Origin of the sequence: Nocardioides sp. URHA0020 (genome assembly GCF_000620705.1) — a bacterium.
In the GTDB taxonomy this organism is placed as follows: domain Bacteria; phylum Actinomycetota; class Actinomycetes; order Propionibacteriales; family Nocardioidaceae; genus Nocardioides.
In genome coordinates this window covers 253,934-272,782 of sequence record NZ_JIAR01000025.1, presented here as the reverse complement: position 1 = coordinate 272,782, position 18,849 = coordinate 253,934, and the positions used below count along the sequence as shown (strand labels likewise).

Genomic DNA, 18,849 nt, shown 5'->3' with positions numbered 1-18,849 from the left:
GATCCTGGCATGGGTACGGGCACCGGCATGGGAGTCGAGACAGGACGCATCACCACCAACATCCCGGGCCGGCTCGACCGGCTGCCGTGGGCACGGTGGCACTGGATGGTCGTGATCGGCCTCGGCACCGTCTGGATCCTGGACGGCCTCGAGGTCACGATCGTCGGCTCGATGTCGGAGGCGCTCAAGCCCAGCGACACCGGCCTCGGACTGAGCAGCTTCGACATCGGCATGGCGGGCGCGGTGTACGTCGCGGGCGCGTGCATCGGTGCGCTGCTCTTCGGGCAGCTGACCGACCGGTTCGGTCGCAAGAAGCTCTTCCTCATCACGCTCGGGGTCTACATCGTCGCGACCGTGCTGACCGCCTTCTCCATGACGCCGCTGTGGTACTTCTGCGCGCGCTTCCTCACCGGCATGGGCATCGGCGGTGAGTACGCCGCGATCAACTCCGCGATCGACGAGCTGATCCCGGCGAAGTACCGCGGCCGTGTCGACGTCGCCATCAACGGCTCCTTCTGGATCGGCGCGGCCGCCGGGTCGCTGCTCACCATCCCGCTGCTCGACCCCACCGTCGTCGACCCGGCCTGGGGCTGGCGGCTCGCGTTCGGCCTCGGCGCCGTGCTGGCCGTCGGCATCTTGATCGTGCGGCGCCACGTCCCGGAGAGCCCGCGCTGGCTCTTCATCCACGGCCGTGAGGACGAGGGCGAGCAGATCGTCCAGGACATCGAGCACACCGTCGAGGAGGAGAGCGGCCAGCACCTCGACCCGGTCGACGAGACGATCACGATCCGCCAGCGCAAGACGATCGGCGTCGTCGAGATCGCCCACACCGTCTTCACGCTCTACCCGCGACGCTCGATCGTCTGCTTCGCGCTCTTCGTCGGTCAGGCGTTCCTCTACAACGCCTTCTTCTTCACCTACGGCGACACCCTCACCACGTTCCTCGACGTGAAGCAGACCGGCTGGTACCTCGCCATCTTCGCGGCCAGCAACTTCGCCGGGGCACTGCTGCTGAGCAAGCTCTTCGACTCGGTGGGCCGGGTCCGGATGATCGCGGGGACCTACATCCTCTCCGGGCTGCTGCTGGCCGCAACCGGCGTCTTCCTGGGCAGCGTGACCGCCGTGACGCTGACGCTGATGGGGGCGATCATCTTCTTCTTCGCCTCGGCCGGTGCGAGCGCGGCGTACCTCACCGCCAGCGAGGTCTTCCCGATGGAGACCCGCGCGCTCTGCATCGCCTTCTTCTACGCGATCGGCACGGCGGCGGGCGGCATCTCCGGCCCGCTCTTCTTCGGCTGGCTGATCGACCAGGCCTCCGCCAGCGGTGACATCACCAAGATCGCCATCGGCTACTTCGTCGGCGCCGCGCTGATGATCATCGGCGGTCTGGTCCAGGCGTTCCTCGGCATCAGTGCGGAGGGCAAGTCGCTCGAGAGCATCGCCCAGCCGCTCACCGCCGAGGAGCCGGAGCCGGCAGCGACCTGAGCCTTGCCCGGCCTCCGTATCCTGGTGCGATGGGAGGCCTCGTCGTACTGCTCGTGCTGGCCGCGATCGTGACCGCCGTGGTGGTGAGCCGGCGCCGGTCGAAGCAACAGGAGCTGGCACGCCAGGAGGCCGAGCTGGCACCGGTGCGCAAGCTGGCGTTCGAGGACGCGACCGCCCTCGGTGAGCAGCTCCAAGAGCTCGACCTCGAGCTCGCCGGGCGTCAGCTCGACGCCGGCGCCAACGCCGACTACCAGCGCGCGCTCGACTCCTACGAGGCGGCGAAGACGGCCGTCGAGGCGATCGGCCGGCCCGACGACGTGCGCCACGTGACGCAGATCCTCGACGACGGCCGCTACGCGATCGCGTGCGTGCAGGCGCGCGTCGCCGGCGACGCGCTGCCCACCCGACGCCCCGCCTGCTTCTTCGACCCGCGCCACGGGCTCTCGGTCACCGACGTCCTCTGGGCGCCCCCGGCCGGTGCGCCGCGCGACGTCCCGGCCTGCGCCCTCGACGCCGAGCGGGTCCTGGCGGGCGCCGACCCCGACTCCCGGATGGTGATGGTCGGCGCGCAGCGGGTGCCGTACTACCAGGGCGGTCGTGCCTACCAGCCGTACGCCGCAGGCTACTTCGGCGCCTTCGGGCCGATGGAGATCGTGTTCGCCGGGATGCTCTTCGGCGGCATGGGCGGCTTCGACGTGATGGGGGACGGCTTCGGCGCCATCGGCGACGGGATCGACTCGATCGGCGACGGGATCGGTGACGGGATCAGCGGCATCGGCGACGGCATCGGGGACGTCTTCGGCGGGTTCGACTTCTGATGCGCCGACTCGCGATCCTGCTGCTGCCGCTCGTGGTCGCGCTCGTGGGCGTGACGCCCGCCGTCGCGGTGACCCCGCCGCCGACGGGGACCGACGTCGACTACCAGCTCGGCGGGGTCCGCACGGTGCCCGCGAGCGTGGGGATCGTCGTCCGCGACCGGGAGGCCCGCCCGGCGCCCGATCGCTACAACGTCTGCTACGTCAACGGCTTCCAGACCCAGCCGGGGGAGCGGGCGCTGTGGCGTCGGCACCCCCGCCTGGTGCTGCGCGACGGCCACGGCCGCCCGGTGGTCGACGAGGCGTGGGGCGAGCAGCTGCTCGACGTACGCACCACCGCCAAGCGCACCAAGCTGGCGGCGATCGTCGGACGCTGGACCCGTGGCTGCGCCCGGGCCGGCTACGACGCGGTCGAGTACGACAACCTCGACTCGTTCACGCGCAGCGGGGGCCTGGTCAAGCGACGTGAGGCGGTCGCGTACGCCCGCCTCCTGGTGCGTGCCGCGCACCGGGCCGGGCTCGCCGCCGGCCAGAAGAACCTGGCCGACCTCGACGGCACGAAGGTCGGCTTCGACTTCGCGGTCGCCGAGGAGTGCGGGCGCTACCGGGAGTGCGGCACCTATGTGCGCCACTACGGCCGACACGTGCTGGCGATCGAGTACCGCGGTGCCGACTTCCGCTGGACCTGCCCGGCGTACGGCGCCCGGCTCGCGGTCGTCCTGCGGGACCGGGACCTGAGCCCGACCGGAGTCCGCCGGTTCTGCTGATCTAGGGTCGACCCATGGCTCTGCACACCACCTCGTTGGGGGAGAGCGGGCCGCTGGTGGCCTTCTGCCACGGCCTCTTCGGGCAGGGCAAGAACTGGACGTCGATCGCCAAGGCGGTCGCGACCGACCACCGCGTGCTGCTCGTGGACATGCCGCACCACGGCAGGTCCGACTGGACCGACAGCTTCGACTACGTCGACGTCGCCGACCAGGTCGCGGAGCTGTTCAGCGCCGACGACCCGGTCGCGCTGGTCGGGCACTCGATGGGCGGCAAGGCCGCGATGGTGCTGGCGCTGCGGCACCCCGAGCTGGTCGAGCGGCTGTGCGTGGTCGACGTGTCGCCGGTGGCCTACCGCTCGCGCAGCGAGTTCTCCGGCTACATCGAGGGGATGCAGGCCCTCGACCTCCTCGGGCTCGAGCGCCGCGCCGAGGCCGACGAGGCGCTGGTCGAGGCGGTGCCCGACCCGACGGTGCGCAGCTTCCTGCTGCAGAACCTCCGCCGCGGCGACGACGGCTGGTCGTGGCAGCCCAACCTCACCGTGCTGGGCCGTGACATCGACCTGCTCGGCGGCTGGCCGGAGGAGGCACTCGCCGCGCTCCCGCCGTACGACGGGAGGACGCTGTGGGTCGCGGGACAGAGCTCCGGCTACGTGCGCGACGAGTACGCCCCGGCGATGGACCGCTACTTCCCGCGCAACCGCCGGGTCACGATCAAGGGCGCCGGCCACTGGGTGCACTCCGAGCAGCCGGCGGTCTTCACCGAGGTGCTGCGCCGGTTCCTGGCCTGACGAGGCTCACACCGTGGCGTTCTCGACTGAAGACTTCTTCACCCGCTTGGACTTCTTGGCCGTCGGCTTGGCCTTCGGTGCATTGTTGGTTCCGGCGTTGAGCCCGACGATGTAGTCGAAGACGCTGAGCGCGAGCTGCGACCACTGGTTGGAGTCGACCCCGGTCTGCATCTTGCGGAACTCCATGACCACGCCGGTCGGCGGCTGCTGCGGGTCCCACTCCTCACCGCCCACCTCGTCAAAGGTGTTGCCGAGGCGGCCCAGCCCCTCAAGCTTGTGGCTGAGCGCCGTGTTGGTCTTCGCCGACAGCGCGTCGTGGCAACGGGTGGCGATGCCGAGCAGCCACCGGTCTCGGTCGATCTGGAGTGCGGCGGTGTCATCCTTCCCGCCCTGCAGTCCCTGGTGGTAGTCCTTGAGGATGCCGCGCTCGAAGACCGGTGCGGCGCCCTTGCCGGTGAGCTCGGCGATGCCGAGCACCCAGTCCGAGAAGTCGAACGGTGCCTCGGCGATGGCGATCTGCTCGTCCTTCGGCAACTTCTTGACCATCGAGCCGAAGTCGGTCCGCATCATGATTGAGCCCGAGATCAACTTGGCGTAGTCCAGCGGCGGCGTCTGGTCGTCGCTGACGTACGCACCCTTGTCGAGGTACATCGCGAGCGTCGCAGCGAGTCCCTGCAACTCCTTGCTGGGCTTCTTCGGCAAGCCGTCCGGCGGTACGGTCGACTTCGCCCGATCGGCGAAACGGACCAGCGATGTCGCGCGTGCCGACGTGCCATCGAGCTTGGTCGCACCGGCGGCGGCGGCTGGCTTGAGGCCCTGCGTGTCGCCGCCGCCGACCTGCGAGAGCAGGTCGATGAGCTTGTCGAAGCCGATGCCGCCGGTGACCTGGGGATTGGCGAAGATGGGCCGGCGGGGCTGGATCCACGCCGCGGGATCGGCGCCCGCGACTCCCGCGTCGGCGAAAGTCAGTGATGGGGTCCGGTCCACCTGCAGGGACCTGTGGTCACCGATCTCGTCGACCACCTGCTCGTCGGTGTAGCCCCGATCCTTGAGCTTCTGCCCCTTCTTCTGGAAGGACCTCACCTGCTTGTCGTACTTCGCGTCGTTCTTGGTGTCCATCTTCTTGGCCGCGGGCAGCCGCGCCGAGGTCTCCAGCTTGTCAACGACCTCCTGGAGGTCGGTCATGATCGTGACCAGCTTGTCACGGTCGGCCTCGGGCACCGGGGGATCAATGACGAACTCGATCGATGAGCCGAGCGTCGAGTGCTCGTCCGCCTCCATCCGGAAGCCGGTGTACTGCTTGAGCACGTCGGTCTTCTTGTAGGGGACGAATGACGACCCCAACGTCTTCTTCACCTTCTTCTTGACCATCACATTGGTCTCGAACTCGAAGCCGACGGCACGGTGCACCGTCCGGTGGGCGCCACCGGCCTCCTGCTCCACGTGGGCGAGCTCGTGCGCGATCAGCCGGTCGCCGGACGCGTCGCCGGGGCGGTAGGAGCCCCGGGAGAAGAACAGGTCGTTGCCGACCGTGAACGCCGTCGCGGACATCTGCCGCGACAGCGCGTCGGCCTCGCTGTCGGTGTGCACGTTGACGTTGGCGAACGAGCGACCGAACCCGTCCTCCATCCGCCGGCGCACCGACGCGTCGAGGGCCCCGCCGCGACCCAGCCGCGACGAGAGCCGCCCCTGGGTCTCCCCGTCGAGCGCGCCCCCGGCCAGGCCGATGGATCCGGTGGACGCGCCCGCGGACCGGCGTACGGCGTGCTCGTGGCCGTGCTCGCCGGCGGGGGAGAGGCGCGCGAGGGCTGCGTCGGCGCGCCGGTCGGCGTCGATCTCGGCGCGGTCGTCGGCGGCGCCCACGACCAGCGGCACCGGCGCGGCGGGCGCAGCGTCCTGCGCGAAGGCGGCCTCGGGCCGCTCCTCGTGCTCCGGCTCAGCGTGGATCGAACCTGCGTGCATCCCGAGTTCTCCGAGTGGGGTGGCGGACAGGGACATTTCCCCGGGGTACGACGCTAGCGATCGGGGCCCACGCGCGGGATGGCCCGTCCGGGCCATTTCCGTCGGTCAGTCCCTGGCCTGGCGGGCGCGGTACGCCGCGACGGCGTTGCGGTTGCCGCAGGCGGTGGAGCAGAAGCGTCGCGAGCGGTTGCGGGAGAGGTCGAGGACGATGCCGGTGCAGGTCTCGTCGGCGCAGATGCCGAACCGGTCGAGCTCGTCGTCGCGCACGACGTCGATCATCGCCATCGCGGTGTCCACGACGATCCGGGTCGCGGGGTCGGCGTCGGCCGAGACACCGTGCAGGTGCCAGTCCCAGGCGCCGTGGCGGACCAGCTGGGGGATGGCGCCGGACTCGGCGAGCAGGTCGTTGACCCGCGTGGCCGCCGTGTCGCGGTCGGAGCTCAGGAGGTCGTAGAGGAGGTGGCGGACGGCCCGGACGCTCTCGAGCTCCTCCGGGCCGGAGGCGCGGTGCTCGGTGTGCAGGTGCCCGGCGTACCAGCCGTCGAGGGTCTCGACTGTGGTCATGGTGTCGGTCCCGACGCCGGAGTTCGCGAGCACGACCGCCGCCTGCAGCATGATGGCGGTGTCATCCGTGAAGACCATGTTGACAGATTACAGCGTTACCATGGACCGTGAGCAGGATGGCCCAGGACGCACCCGTGACGACCCCGGGCGCCGCCCACGGCTCGCGACTGGCCGGCGGCCTGGCCTTCGCGCTCGTCTCCGCCGCCACCTTCGGGCTCTCCGGCCCGCTGGCGCGCCCGCTGCTGGACTCCGGCTGGAGCCCCGGGGCGATCGTGCTGATCCGGATCTGCGTCGCCGCCCTGGTGGTGCTGCCGTTCGGGCTGGTCGCGCTGCGCGGCCGGTGGGCGGTGCTGCGCCGCAACCTCGGACTGGTGACGGTGTACGGCGTCCTCGCGGTCGCCGGCGCCCAGTTCTGCTACTTCTCGGCCGTCGCGCACATGCAGGTCGGCCCGGCGCTGCTGATCGAGTACACCGCCCCGGCCGCCGTCGTGTGCTGGATGTGGCTGCGCCACGGGCAGCGGCCGGGCCCGGTCACCCTGGTCGGGGCGGCCGTCGCCGCGCTCGGGCTGGTGCTCGTCCTCGACCTGCTGTCCGGTGCCGACCTCAACCTGGTCGGCGTCGCCTGGGCCCTGGCCGCGATGGTCGGCGCGGCGACGTACTTCGTGATCTCCGCCGACGAGGACAACGGCATGCCGCCGATGGTGCTCGCGGCCGGCGGTCTGGTGGTCGGCGCCCTCGCCCTCGGGCTCGCCGGGCTGGTCGGGCTGCTGCCGATGGAGAGCTCCCGCGAGGCGGTGGCGTACGCCGGTGTCGACGTGGACTGGTGGGTGCCGCTGCTGGTGCTCGGCGTCGTCACCGCTGCTGTGCCGTACGTCGCCGGCATCGCCGCCAGTCGCCGACTGGGCTCGCGGCTGGCGTCCTTCGTCGCGCTGACCGAGGTCGTGGCCGGCGTGCTCTTCGCCTGGCTGCTGCTCGACGAGCTCCCGCGACCGATCCAGCTCCTCGGTGGCCTGCTGATCCTGGCGGGCGTCGTCGGGGTCAAGCTGGGGGAGCGCACCACCGCCGTCGACCACTCGATCGAGCTGCCGTAGCGGGGCTGTCGATCTTCTCAACCCGACGTCGGTTTCACCGGTGCACCGGTGAAACCGTCACTTCTCGGGCAGTGCAACGCCCGAGAAGTGACAGGTTCGCCTGAGAAGTGCCGGCTAACGGGTGTCCTGACGCCGGACCCAGACCTCGCGGGTGAGCATCAGGATCGAGGCGGCGGTGGGGATCGCGAGCAGCGCGCCCACGACGCCGAAGAGCGCCGCGCCGACGAGCGCCGCGATCACGGTGACCGCGCCGGGGACGTCGACGGACTTCGACATCACCCGCGGGTAGATCACGTAGTTCTCGACCTGCTGGTAGATGATGTAGAAGATCGCGCAGGCGAGCCCGACCCTCCAGTTCTCGGTGAAGCCGATCGCGGTGACGATGATCGCGCCCAGGGTCGCGCCGATCATCGGGATCACGTCCAGCAGGGCCACCACGAACGCGAGCGCGACGGCGTACTGGCCCAGGCCGACGACGAACAGGAAGATCAGCGACGAGATGCCGGCGCACATCGCGACGATGAAGGCGCCGGAGACGTAGCCGCCCACGCTGCGCACCACGCGGTCGCCCAGGAGTGAGACGCGCTCCCGGCGCGAGGCCGGGGCCAGGCGGTAGATCGCGGACTTCGTCGTCTGCAGCGACGCCAGGAAGTAGAGCGTCAGCACGGTGACGATGAAGCCGTTGAAGAGCGCACCGAGCACGGCCAGCCCCACCCCGAGGGCACCGCCGAAGAGCGCACCGGCGAAGTCGCCGTTGGTGACGTACTTCTGGATCTTGTCGATGATGTCGTACTCGTCGTCGAGCCGCTGCACCCGCCGGTTGGCCTGCAGCTGCTCGAGCCATTGCGGTGCGTTGTCGGTCAGCGAGCGGACCTGGTCGGCGATGACCGGCGCGATCGCCAGCACGAAGAGCGCGAGCGCTCCGATGACGGCGACGATCACGGTGAGCACGGCGTACGAGCGCCGCATGCCGCGACGCTCGAAGAAGCGCACGGCCGGGTCGAGCCCCGCCGCGAGGAAGAGCGAGACGACGATCAGCATCAGCGTCGAGCCGATGGCCTGGATCTGCGTCGCGAACCAGATCGCGATCAGCACCCCCAGGCCGCCGACGAAGCCGACGTAGAACGGCGCCCGGTGGTCGAGCGGGGGCCCCGGCTCGCCGAGGTAGTCGTCGTCCGTGGGGACGCCCGCCGTGCCCTCGTCCTGCTCCGGTGCTGCCGAGGCAGCGGTCTCCGGGGCCTCGCTCACTACTCGTCCTCCCCGAAGCCGGCGACCACGTCGCGCAGCGAGGCGAGCTGGGCGGTGATCGCGTCGCGGCGCTTGGCCATCCGGTCCACCTCGGCACGGGTCGCGGCCAGCTCACGCTCGGCCTCGGCCGCGCCGGTCGACGTGATCGACTCGGCCTGCGCCCGGGCGGTCGACACGATCTGCTCGGCCTCGCGGCGGGCACGGCTCAGCAGGGCCTCCGCCTCCGTCGAGGCCTGACCCCGGTGCTCGGTGGCCTGGGCGGTCGCCGCCCGAGCCCGCTCCTCGGCGGCCGTGGCCCGCTCCTCGGCCTCCTGGACCAGACGCTGGGTCTCCGCCGTGGCGCTGGCGTGGTGGTCGGTCGCCTCCCGGGCGAGCCGCTCCTTCTCCACGGCCAGGGTGCGCCGCGCCTCCTGGACCTCACGGTCGGCGGCGGCGCGCAGCTGCTCGGCCTCGCGCTTGGCGGAGGTGCGCAGCTCGTTGGTCTCCTGCTCGGAGGCGAGCCGGAGCTGGTCGGCCTGCCGCTTCGCGGAGGCGATCAGGTCCTCGGCCTCGCTGCGGGCCAGCGACCGCTCCTGCTCGGCGTCGGCCATCAGGCGGCTGCGGTTCTCGTCGAGCTCCTTGAGCTGCACCAGCCGCATGTCCTCGGCCTCACGGCTCGCGTCGGCCCGGGTCGCCTTCGCATCGCGGGCCGCCTGCTCGCGGATCTCGGCGGCGTCGCGCTTGGCGTTGTCGCGGACCTCGGCGGCCTCCTCCTCGGCGAGGCGCAGCATGGCGGAGGCGCGACCGCCGAGACCGGCGTACGACGGGTTCTGGTTCTCGGCGAGCTCCGCCTGCAGCGCGGCGACCTGCTTCTCCAGGTCGGACACGTGTCGCTCCGAGTCGGCCAGGCTGTTGCCGAGCCCGGACTTCTCGCTGCTCAGCTGGTGGATCCGGGCGTCGACCGCGTCGCGGTCATAGCCGCCGCGGCGGACCACGGGGAGCGCCCCGGGCCCGGTCGGCTGCGACGTCCCGCGCGGCGGCAGCACCGGGGCGGGAGCCGCCTGCTGCGGGGCGGCGGCCGGCTTCGGGGACGCCTGCTGGGCGGCGGGCTTGGTCGCCTGCTGCGGGGACGGCTTGGCCGCGCCCTGGGCGGGTGCCGTGGCCGCACGGGGAGGCACGACGGGAATCACCTGAGTGGCGTCGTCCTCGGCTCCTCGGGTCTCGTCGTCCTCCGGCTCGTTGTCGTCGAAGATGGACAGTCCCTGGTCGCTCATCGCGGCGCTGCTCCTTGCTGTCGGTGTGTGGAGCCAGTCTGGCGGATGGACCGCGATGAACCCACCCCGACCCGCGAGTATTTGCGGGCCGGGATGCAGAGGTCGACGTGGGGCCGGTCAGACCCCGCGGAAGCGGTTGATGGCGTCGAGGTGATGGGCGCGCATCTCGTGGTCGCGGACCCCCAGGCCCTCCTCGGGGGCGAGGCACAGCACGCCGACCTTGCCCTGGTGCTTGTTGTGGTGCACGTCGAGGGCAGCCTGGCCGACCTCGTCGAGGGTGTAGGTGCGCGAGAGGGTGGGGTGGATCTTGCCCTTGGCGATGAGGCGGTTGGCCTCCCACGACTCGCGGTAGTTGGCGAAGTGTGAGGAGATGATCCGCTTGAGGTTCATCCACAGGTAGCGGTTGTCGTACTCGTGCATGTACCCGCTGGTGGACGCGCAGGTCGTGATGGTGCCGCCCTTGCGGGTCACGTAGACGGACGCTCCGAAGGTCTCGCGGCCCGGGTGCTCGAAGACGATGTCGATGTCCTCGCCGCCGGTGAGGTCGCGGATCATGCCGCCGAAGCGGCGCCACTCCTTGGGGTCCTGGGTGTGCGGGTCCTTCCAGAACCTCAGGTCGGCCTCCGAGCGGTTGATGATCATCTCCGCGCCCATCGACCGGGCGATCGCGGCCTTCTCCTCGTTGGAGACCACGCAGACCGGGTTGGCGCCGCCGTTGAGGGCGTACTGCGTCGCGAAGCCGCCCAGGCCGCCGGAGGCGCCCCAGATCAGCACGTTGTCGCCCTGCTTCATGTCGCCGCCGTTCTTGGAGACCAGCTGGCGGTACGCCGTGCAGTTGACCAGGCCCGGCGAGGCAGCCTCCTCCCAGGTGAGGTGGGCCGGCTTGGGCATCAGCTGGTTGGCCTTGACCAGCGCGATGTGGGCCAGCCCGCCGAAGTTGGTCTCGAAGCCCCAGATCCGCTGCTCCGGGTCGAGCATCGTGTCGTCGTGGCCGTCGGGCGACTCCAGCTCCACCGAGAGGCAGTGCGCGACGACCTCGGTGCCGGGCGCCCACTTGGTGACGCCGGCCCCGGTGGCCAGCACGACGCCCGAGAGGTCGGAGCCGACCACGTGGTAGGGCAGGTCGTGGCGCTTGCCGAGCGGGGAGAGCCGGCCATAGCGCTCCAGGAACCCGAAGGTCGAGACGGGCTCGAAGATCGAGGTCCACACGGTGTTGTAGTTGATCGCCGAGGCCATCACCGCGACGTACGCCTCGCCCGGCCCGAGCTCGGGCAGCGCGACGTCCTCGACGTGGAGGGACTTGCGCGGGTCCTTGTCCTTGGTGCGCAGGTCGGCGAACATCTCGGCCTCGTCCTTGTGCACCGTCACGGCGCGGTAGGACTCGGGAAGCTCGAGGGCGGCGAAGTCAGCGGCGGTCGCGCTCTGCGGGTCTGCTGAGGCGGCCATGATCGCGTCGAGGATGTGCTGCACGTCGGCTCCTGGGTGGGTCAGGTGTCGGGCTGGTTGGGCGGGACATTACCCACGGGTAACAGATGTGCCCAGCCCGTGTGATCTATCTGTCTCTTGGCAGCCCCGTACGCTCGGTGTGAGCGGGGTCACGGGGGACCCGTTGCTACGGAGGGACCACGAGGTGGGACGACCAGGCACACGTGCGATCCGACGAGGCGCGCGCGGGGAGCCGGCCTGCAACGCGATCGAGGCGATGCTGCGCTCGGGCCGAGGTGCGAGCGGCGTCCCGGGTGTGACGGAGCGCCCGCCGCCCTCCTCGGAGCCGCAGCACAGCGAGTACTTCGAGGAGCGGGTCGAGTACGGCCTGCTCGAGGTGGGACGGCGCCTGCAGACGGTCCTGACGGTGCTGACGCCGTACCGCACCGAGGACGGCCGGCTCGGCACGGCGTACGTCGCCGCCCACGACGCCCTCGGCGACCTCGCGGCGACGTACACCTGGGTCACGCTCGAGCGGCAGCCGGCTCGACCAGCTCGACCAGGACGCCGCCGGCGTCCTTGGGGTGGATGAAGTTGATCCGCGAGTCCGAGGTGCCGCGGCGCGGCTTGTCGTACAGCAGGCGCAGCCCGCGCTCGCGCAGGATCGCGCTGACGGCGTCGACGTCGGTGACCCGGTAGGCCATCTGCTGGATGCCCGGCCCCTTGCTGTCGAGGAACTTGGCGATCGTGGAGCGCTCGTCGATCGGAGCGAGCAGCTGGATGTGGGAGCCGGAGTCGCCGACCGCCATCATCGCCTCGCGCACGCCCTGCTCCTCGTTGACCTCCTGGTGGGCGAGCCGCATGCCGTACGTCGTCTCGTAGAAGTCGATCGCGGCGTCGAGGTCGGCGACGGCGATGCCGACGTGGTCGATCGCGGTGAACAGGTGGGCGGCTGCGTCCAGGCTCATGGCCACATGGTCGTACGGCGCGCCGGTCTCGGCGAGCGCGTGTGACGTTTTCCACCCTCGCCGACCCGATGAGCCGTGGGTAAGGTCGGCCGGAGATCCACCCACCATCTCCTGGAGGCTCCTCATGTCCGGTCCGTCCGTCATCGTCGCGGGTGCGCGCACCCCGATCGGCCGCCTCCTCGGCGGCCTCAAGAGCCTGTCGGCGGCCGACCTCGGGGGCGTCGCCATCAAGGGAGCGCTGGAGAAGTCCGGCGTGCAGCCCGAGCAGGTCGACTACGTGATCATGGGGCAGGTCATCCTGGCCGGCGCCGGCCAGAACCCGGCCCGCACCGCCGCGGTCGCCGGCGGCATCCCCATGACCGTCCCGTCGATCACCATCAACAAGGTCTGCCTCTCCGGGCTCAACTCGATCGCGATGGCCGACCAGCTGATCCGCGCCGGCGAGTGCGAGATCGTCGTCGCCGGTGGCATGGAGTCGATGACCAACGCCCCGCACCTGCTGCCCAAGTCCCGTGAGGGCTTCAAGTTCGGCGACGTGCCCCTGGTCGACTCGATGGCGTACGACGCCCTCTTCGACCAGGTGACGACGCAGGCCATGGGACTGCTGACCGAGGAGATCAACGCCGCCGGCGCCAACCTGACCCGCGAGGAGCAGGACGAGTTCGCGGCTCAGTCCCACCAGAAGGCCGCGGCCGCCTGGAAGAACGGCGTCTTCGACGACGAGGTCGTGCCGGTCTCGATCCCGCAGCGCAAGGGTGACCCGGTGGTCGTCTCCGCCGACGAGGGCGTGCGGGGTGACACCAGCGCGGAGTCACTGAGCAAGCTGCGTCCGGCGTTCAGCAAGACCGGCACCGTGACCGCCGGGTCCTCCTCCCAGATCTCCGACGGTGCCGCCGCCGTCGTCGTGATGAGCAAGGCGAAGGCCGAGGAGCTCGGTCTCGAGTGGCTCGCCGAGATCGGTGCCCACGGCATGGTGGCCGGACCCGACTCGAGCCTGCAGCTCCAGCCGGCCAACGCGACCGCGCTGGCCTGCCAGAAGGAGGGCATCCAGCCCACCGACCTGGATCTCGTCGAGTTCAACGAGGCGTTCGCCGCCGTCGGCATCTCCTCGGCGCGCGAGCTGGGGCTGGCCGACGAGAAGGTCAACGTCAACGGCGGTGCCATCGCGCTCGGCCACCCGGTCGGCATGTCGGGCACCCGCGTGGTGCTGCACCTCGCGCTCGAGCTGAAGCGTCGCGGCGGCGGCGTCGGCGCGGCGGCCCTGTGCGGTGGCGGTGGGCAGGGCGACGCCCTGATCGTGCGTGTCCCGCAGAGCTGATCCGTCCTCGGTCCCGGACCTCGTCGAGCGCGCCCGCGCCGGCGAGGCCCGGGCGGTCGCCCGCCTGATCTCGCTCGTCGAGGACGAGTCGCCGCTGCTGCGCGAGGTGATGGCGGCGCTGGCGCCGCACACCGGTCACGCCCAGGTCATCGGCATCACCGGCTCGCCCGGCGTCGGCAAGTCGACCTCGACCAACGCGCTCGTCACCGAGCTCCGCAAGCAGGACAAGCGCGTCGGTGTGCTCGCGGTCGACCCGTCCTCGCCGTTCTCGGGCGGCGCGCTGCTCGGTGACCGGGTGCGGATGCAGGACCACGCGCTCGACCGCGATGTCTACATCCGCTCGATGGCGTCGCGCGGGCACCTCGGCGGGCTGTCGTGGACCACGCCGCAGGCGCTGCGGGTGCTCGACGCCGCCGGCTGCGACGTGATCCTGATCGAGACCGTGGGTGTCGGGCAGAGCGAGGTCGAGATCGCCGGCCTCGCCGACACCACGATGGTGCTGCTGGCGCCGGGCATGGGCGACGGGATCCAGGCCGCCAAGGCCGGCATCCTCGAGATCGGTGACCTGTACGTCGTCAACAAGGCCGATCGCGACGGCGCCGACCAGGTCCGCCGCGACCTGCGCTCGATGCTGCAGCTCGCCGAGCGGCCGGAGGGCGCGTGGCGACCGCCGATCGTCAAGACCGTTGCCCAGAAGGGCGAAGGGCTCGACGAGGTGGTCGCGGAGATCGAGCACCACCGGGAGTGGCTGACCGCCAGCGGCGAGCTCGCCCGACGTCGTACCCGCCGAGCACGCGACGAGATCGAGGCGATCGCGGTCACCGCGCTGCGCAAGCGCTGGGGTGACGTGCACGGCCGCTCCGAGCTCGACGACCTGGCCGCTGCCGTCGCCGCCGGCGACGCCGACCCGTACGCCGCCGCGGACGAGCTGGTGGACACCTTCGCAGACTGACGCCGAGCTCGGGCCGGCGCAGAGACGGAGTTGCGGGCGTTCCATGACGCCGTGAGGTCGGAGCAGCTCGCAGGAACCCATCGGATGAGACGACGTCCGACAGATTTGCGGGCTCGGCGGAAGTTCTCCTGCCGTGGCCCTCCCTTTCTGGCCATCCTCGTGGTTGAGTGCCAAAGCACCGGATCTTGAAAACCGATCTCCCTTGGAGGACTCGTCCGTGTCTCGAAGCTCTCGCTCTCGCCGCGTCGTCGCGGTACTGGCCGCTGGCGCGGTCTCTCTCGGGACCGCCTCCCTGGCGGTCACCACCCCGTCCGCCTCCGCCGCCCCTGAGCCCGCCCACCGGGCCCTCAACGCCGGAGCGCAGAAGCTGCCTGGTGGCGTCTCAGGCTCGCGGGTCGGCCACCGCCCCGCAGGGATCCCGGCCACGGGCCGCTACTCCTTCCTGCTGGAGCTCGGCACCACCTCCACCGGAGGTGCCTTCGACAAGGCGCGGGACACCGGCAAGAGCATGGCGAGCGCCAAGGCCGCCGGACGTAGCCAGCTGACGCGGGTCAGGACCGCACAGTCGACGGTGATCGACCGGCTCCCCGCGAGGACCTCGGTCATCTACCGCACCCACTCCATCCTCGCGGGTGTCGCGGTCAGGACGAACGTCGACAACTACGACGCCATCTCGCAGATCCCTGGTGTGGCAGCGGTCTACCCGATCACGCCGAAGTCGTACCAGAACAGCTACGCCGTCCCGCTCCAGGGCGCACCGCAGGCCTGGGAGGGCACCGGGGACGCCGGTCAGGGCACCACGATCGGCATCATCGACACCGGCATCGACTTCACCCACGCCAACTTCGGCGGTCCCGGCACCACGGCGGCGTACGACGCGGAGCACGCGCACGCCGACGACGCGACCCTCTCGGCGAGCAGCATCTTCCCGACGGCCAAGGTGGTCGGCGGCTACGACCTCGTCGGTGACGACTACAACGCCGACCCGGCGGACCCGGCGTACAACCCGGTCCCGACCCCGGACCCCAACCCGCTCGACTGCGAGGGCCACGGCTCCCACGTCGCGGGCAGCGCGGCCGGTCTCGGTGAGAACGCCGACGGCACGACCTACGCCGGTGACTACGACACCGACACCCCCTTCGCCGACATGAAGATCGGTCCCGGCATGGCGCCGAAGGCGAGCCTCCTGGCCTTCCGGGTCTTCGGCTGCGCCGGCAGCACCGACGTCGTGACGCAGGCCATCGACAAGGCCGCGGACCCCAACGGCGACGGCGACACCTCCGACCACGTCGACGTGGTCAACATGTCGCTCGGCTCCGACTTCGGCAGCCCCGACGACGCCGACGCGGTGGCCGCCAACGCCGCCTCCGACCTGGGCATCACGATGGCGATCTCGTCGGGCAACTCCTACGACCTGTACGACGTCGGCGGCTCGCCGGGCTCGGCCCGCAAGGCGATCACCGTCGCCGCCTCCCTCGACGCCCAGAGCGTCGTCGACGGCCTGAACGTCAGCTACGAGGACACCGACCACCAGTTCGCCGCCGAGCGCTCGGTCGCCTACGACTGGGACTCGAAGCCCGACCTCGCAGGGCAGATCGTGATCCCGACCGGCAGCACCACGGGCTGCACCGACGCGCCCTTCAGCCCGGCCGACAAGGCCGCCATCGCCGGCAAGATCGCGCTGGTCACCTGGACCGACGACGCCCTCGAGTGCGGCTCGGCCCAGCGCGCGGCGAACATCGCCGCCGCCGGCGGCATCGGCTTCGTCTACGCCAGCAACAAGGAGTCCTTCTCGGCCGGCATCACCGGCTCGGCGGTCATCCCGGGCGTGCTGGTCAACAAGACGGGCGGCGACGCGATCCGCGCGGCCGTCGAGGCCAGCCACCCGGTCACCGTGACGGGCACCGGCAAGAACGCCGTCAACCAGCAGTTCCCGGATGACGACAACAAGCTGACCGACTTCTCCTCGCGCGGCCTGCGCGGCAACGGCGGGTTGAAGCCCGACGTCTCCGCGGTCGGCGGCACCGTGTTCTCGACCTCGGTCGGCACCGGCGACGAGGGCGAGACGGAGAGCGGTACGTCGATGGCGGCGCCGATGGTCGCAGGACTGTCCGCGCTCGTCGTCTCGAAGCACCCGAGCTGGACTCCGGAGCAGGTCAAGGCCGACATCATGAACACCGCCGGCCAGAACCTGTACGTCGGCGGCTCCGCCGCACCGACGAGCGACCGCTACGCCCCGAACCGGGTCGGCTCCGGGCGCATCCAGGCGGTCCCGGCGCTCGACAACGACGTGCTGGCGTACGTCACCGACGACCCGGGCGCCGTGAGCGTCTCCTTCGGTCCCGTCGAGGTGACCGAGCCGATGACGCTGACCAAGACGGTCAAGGTCGACAACACCGGAGGTACGTCGCTCACCTACGACACCAGCTACGACGAGATCACGTCCGTCCCGGGCGTCAGCTACGACATCTCGCCGGCTCAGGTGACGGTCCCCGCCGACAGCTCCACGGAGGTCACCGTGACCTTCACGGTCGACGACCCGACCGAGCTGACGAAGACCGTCGACGCCACCCACGGTCGCTTCGAGCAGGGGGTCGTCGACCCCTACCCGCTCGAGACCTTGGCGGACGCCAGCGGCAACCTGCTGCTGACGCCGACCACCGATGCGCCCGAGCTCCGGGTCCCGGTCTACTCGGCGCCGCGCCCGGCTGCCCAGCTGACGCAGCCCGACCGCATCGATCTGGCCGCGGGCGACCCGCAGACGGGGACCCTGACCTCCACCGGCGTCGGCGTGGACCAGGGGAGCGGCGCCAGCTCGATCTTCTCGGTCGCCGCCGGGCTCGAGCTGCAGGCTGTCAGCCCGGTCGCGCTCGACTGCTCGGTCGTGGTCACGGACCTCTGCGTGCGAGTGCCCGCTGACAAGGGTGCGGACCTGAAGTACGTCGGCGTCACGTCCGACGCGCCCTACACGACGCCGGCCAGTGCCATGGCCTACATCGGCCTCAGCACGAGGGGCGTCTTCAGCACCCCGGCCAGCAAGGTGCAGTTCGAGGTCTACCTCGACGTCAACCGCGACGGCAAGTCGGACCTGGTGATGTACAACACCCGCCTCCCGGACGAGGACGTGTTCGTCGTCAATCTCCAGGACCTCACGACCGGGGACCTGGTCGACACCGAGCTCTTGAACGGTCGGTTCGGCAATCTCGACCTGGCCACCTTCGACAGCGACGTGCTGATGCTCCCACTGTCCCTCGCGGCACTGAAGCCGTACGGGATCGACGCGCAGCACCCGCGGGTCGACTACGGCGTGCTCACCTTCGCGTCGTCCAGCCTCGGCACCATCGACGCCATCGGCGCCGACCCGGCCACCGGTAACCTGGTCGACCCGCTGTCCGCGGACCTCTTCGCTCCGGCGGTGACGGTGACCGAAGAGGGCGCCGGTCCGCTGGTCGAGGACCAGCCCGGGTTGGGACTCACGGTGACGGGTGACACCGAGAGCTACGTCCGAGACGGTGGACGTGGGCTGCTGGTGCTCCACTTCCACAACAAGGCCGGCAACAAGGCGCAGGTGTCGAAGCTGAACCTGCAGCCCGCCGTCGACCTGGTGGCGACGCCGTCCTCGGTCGTGCGTGGCGCATCGGTCAAGCTGAGGGCGACTGCCTTCGACCCGAGCGACGCGGCCGCACCGACCGACAAGGTCGTCGTCACCGACACCGCCACCAACAAGGTGGTCGGGTCGGGGGTGCCCGGGTCCAACGGGACGGTGACGATCACCTTCGTCCCGAAGAAGCCCGGCACCTTCAAGTTCAAGGCGACGTACGCGGGAGCCACGTCCGACGTCGTGACGGTCAAGGCGACGAAGGCGGCTGCGAGGGTCGGCCTGAGCCTGTCGGCCCGAAGCGGCAAGGTGGGCAAGCCGGTCACGGCCAAGGTGACGGTCGCCACGGTGGCCGGCATCCGAGCCACCGGCAGCGTGCTGCTCAAGAGCGGCGGCACCACCGTCGCGAGGGGCACGTTGTCCGGCGGCAGGGCGACCTTGCGGTTCACCCCGCGGAAGGCCGGCAAGCTGCGTCTGCAGGCGGTCTACGCAGGTGACTCGACCTACAACGCGGGCAAGTCCAGCACGGTCACGTACACCGTGAAGAAGAAGAAGAAGTAGGCACCGACCTCGATCGGCGCGGCCGTCCACCCGGATCTCCGGGTGGGCGGCCGC

General features: G+C 70.7%; 15 protein-coding genes. 9 read left to right on the top strand and 6 right to left on the bottom strand.

Annotated elements, in window-relative coordinates; all coding sequences use genetic code 11:
* Window positions 1-27 precede the first annotated feature (27 nt).
* Genes N542_RS0101595 through N542_RS0101580 form a run of 4 tightly spaced genes read left to right on the top strand, consistent with a single transcriptional unit; the run spans window position 28 to window position 3,855 of the window.
* Entirely contained in the window at window positions 28-1,485 is a 1,458-nt protein-coding gene (locus N542_RS0101595) for an MFS transporter (RefSeq protein WP_028642433.1), read from the top strand.
* 29 nt (window positions 1,486-1,514) lie between these two features.
* Entirely contained in the window at window positions 1,515-2,303 is a 789-nt protein-coding gene (locus tag N542_RS0101590; protein WP_028642432.1) for a hypothetical protein, read from the top strand.
* The gene (locus N542_RS22910; protein WP_051551281.1) at window positions 2,303-3,067 is read left to right on the top strand and encodes an endo alpha-1,4 polygalactosaminidase; all 765 of its coding nucleotides are present in this window, start codon (window positions 2,303-2,305) and stop codon (window positions 3,065-3,067) included. Before N542_RS0101590 ends, N542_RS22910 begins: the two co-directional genes overlap by 1 nt.
* Before the next feature lie 14 nt (window positions 3,068-3,081).
* The gene (locus tag N542_RS0101580; protein WP_028642431.1) at window positions 3,082-3,855 is read left to right on the top strand and encodes an alpha/beta fold hydrolase; all 774 of its coding nucleotides are present in this window, start codon (window positions 3,082-3,084) and stop codon (window positions 3,853-3,855) included.
* A gap of 6 nt (window positions 3,856-3,861) precedes the next feature.
* Here N542_RS0101580 and N542_RS26265 read toward each other — a convergent pair whose 3' ends face one another.
* Complete coding sequence (locus N542_RS26265) at window positions 3,862-5,817, bottom strand: eCIS core domain-containing protein (RefSeq protein WP_051551280.1); 1,956 nt, start codon at window positions 5,815-5,817, stop codon at window positions 3,862-3,864.
* 105 nt (window positions 5,818-5,922) lie between these two features.
* Window positions 5,923-6,459 carry a CGNR zinc finger domain-containing protein gene (locus tag N542_RS0101570; RefSeq protein ID WP_028642430.1) on the bottom strand — a complete coding sequence of 179 codons (537 nt, stop codon included), beginning with the start codon at window positions 6,457-6,459 and terminating at the stop codon, window positions 5,923-5,925.
* A 38-nt stretch (window positions 6,460-6,497) separates the two neighbouring features.
* Here N542_RS0101570 and N542_RS22900 point away from each other — a divergent pair, with 38 nt between their 5' ends.
* Complete coding sequence (locus N542_RS22900) at window positions 6,498-7,472, top strand: EamA family transporter (protein WP_036505937.1); 975 nt, start codon at window positions 6,498-6,500, stop codon at window positions 7,470-7,472.
* 114 nt (window positions 7,473-7,586) lie between these two features.
* Here the strand turns inward: N542_RS22900 and N542_RS22895 are convergent, their stop codons facing one another.
* The 3 genes from N542_RS22895 to ccrA form a co-directional block, all read right to left on the bottom strand.
* Entirely contained in the window at window positions 7,587-8,720 is a 1,134-nt protein-coding gene (locus N542_RS22895) for an AI-2E family transporter (protein ID WP_036505935.1), read from the bottom strand.
* Window positions 8,720-9,973 (bottom strand): hypothetical protein, encoded by a 1,254-nt coding sequence (locus N542_RS22890; RefSeq protein ID WP_036505934.1) that lies wholly within the window; start codon window positions 9,971-9,973, stop codon window positions 8,720-8,722. The genes N542_RS22895 and N542_RS22890 overlap by 1 nt, the downstream gene beginning before the upstream one ends.
* Window positions 9,974-10,090: 117 nt before the next feature.
* Window positions 10,091-11,443 (bottom strand): crotonyl-CoA carboxylase/reductase, encoded by a 1,353-nt coding sequence (ccrA, locus tag N542_RS0101550; protein ID WP_028642429.1) that lies wholly within the window; start codon window positions 11,441-11,443, stop codon window positions 10,091-10,093.
* A 160-nt stretch (window positions 11,444-11,603) separates the two neighbouring features.
* On the opposite strand from ccrA, the gene N542_RS0101545 reads away from it, so the two are divergent.
* Window positions 11,604-11,990: a hypothetical protein gene (locus N542_RS0101545; RefSeq protein WP_155992815.1), complete on the top strand. Its 387-nt coding sequence runs from the start codon at window positions 11,604-11,606 to the stop codon at window positions 11,988-11,990.
* On the opposite strand, the gene mce is transcribed toward N542_RS0101545, so the two are convergent.
* On the bottom strand, window positions 11,923-12,366 hold the full coding sequence (mce, locus tag N542_RS0101540; protein WP_036505932.1) for a methylmalonyl-CoA epimerase: 444 nt from the start codon (window positions 12,364-12,366) through the stop codon (window positions 11,923-11,925). The two genes, N542_RS0101545 and mce, sit on opposite strands and share 68 nt — an antisense overlap.
* A 124-nt stretch (window positions 12,367-12,490) precedes the next feature.
* On the opposite strand from mce, the gene N542_RS0101535 reads away from it, so the two are divergent.
* The 3 genes from N542_RS0101535 (at window position 12,491) to N542_RS28230 (ending at window position 18,795) form a co-directional block, all read left to right on the top strand.
* Window positions 12,491-13,684, top strand: coding sequence for an acetyl-CoA C-acetyltransferase (locus N542_RS0101535; protein WP_028642426.1), 1,194 nt, complete (start codon window positions 12,491-12,493; stop codon window positions 13,682-13,684).
* A complete protein-coding gene (gene meaB / locus N542_RS0101530) occupies window positions 13,668-14,636 on the top strand; it encodes a methylmalonyl Co-A mutase-associated GTPase MeaB (RefSeq protein WP_028642425.1) in 969 nt (322 codons plus the stop codon). Before N542_RS0101535 ends, meaB begins: the two co-directional genes overlap by 17 nt.
* A gap of 217 nt (window positions 14,637-14,853) precedes the next feature.
* The gene (locus tag N542_RS28230; protein WP_051551278.1) at window positions 14,854-18,795 is read left to right on the top strand and encodes a S8 family serine peptidase; all 3,942 of its coding nucleotides are present in this window, start codon (window positions 14,854-14,856) and stop codon (window positions 18,793-18,795) included.
* The last annotated feature ends 54 nt before the right edge of the window (window positions 18,796-18,849 follow it).

Coding starts and splice junctions, on each gene's coding strand:
- N542_RS22890 (WP_036505934.1), bottom strand. CDS start 9,973: ATGAGCGACCAGGGACTGTCCATCTTCGACGACAACGAGCCGGAGGAC.
- N542_RS0101570 (WP_028642430.1), bottom strand. CDS start 6,459: ATGGTCTTCACGGATGACACCGCCATCATGCTGCAGGCGGCGGTCGTG.
- N542_RS0101595 (WP_028642433.1), top strand. CDS start 28: ATGGGAGTCGAGACAGGACGCATCACCACCAACATCCCGGGCCGGCTC.
- N542_RS0101535 (WP_028642426.1), top strand. CDS start 12,491: ATGTCCGGTCCGTCCGTCATCGTCGCGGGTGCGCGCACCCCGATCGGC.
- N542_RS22900 (WP_036505937.1), top strand. CDS start 6,498: ATGGCCCAGGACGCACCCGTGACGACCCCGGGCGCCGCCCACGGCTCG.
- N542_RS0101580 (WP_028642431.1), top strand. CDS start 3,082: ATGGCTCTGCACACCACCTCGTTGGGGGAGAGCGGGCCGCTGGTGGCC.
- N542_RS22910 (WP_051551281.1), top strand. CDS start 2,303: ATGCGCCGACTCGCGATCCTGCTGCTGCCGCTCGTGGTCGCGCTCGTG.
- mce (WP_036505932.1), bottom strand. CDS start 12,366: ATGAGCCTGGACGCAGCCGCCCACCTGTTCACCGCGATCGACCACGTC.
- N542_RS0101590 (WP_028642432.1), top strand. CDS start 1,515: ATGGGAGGCCTCGTCGTACTGCTCGTGCTGGCCGCGATCGTGACCGCC.
- N542_RS26265 (WP_051551280.1), bottom strand. CDS start 5,817: ATGCACGCAGGTTCGATCCACGCTGAGCCGGAGCACGAGGAGCGGCCC.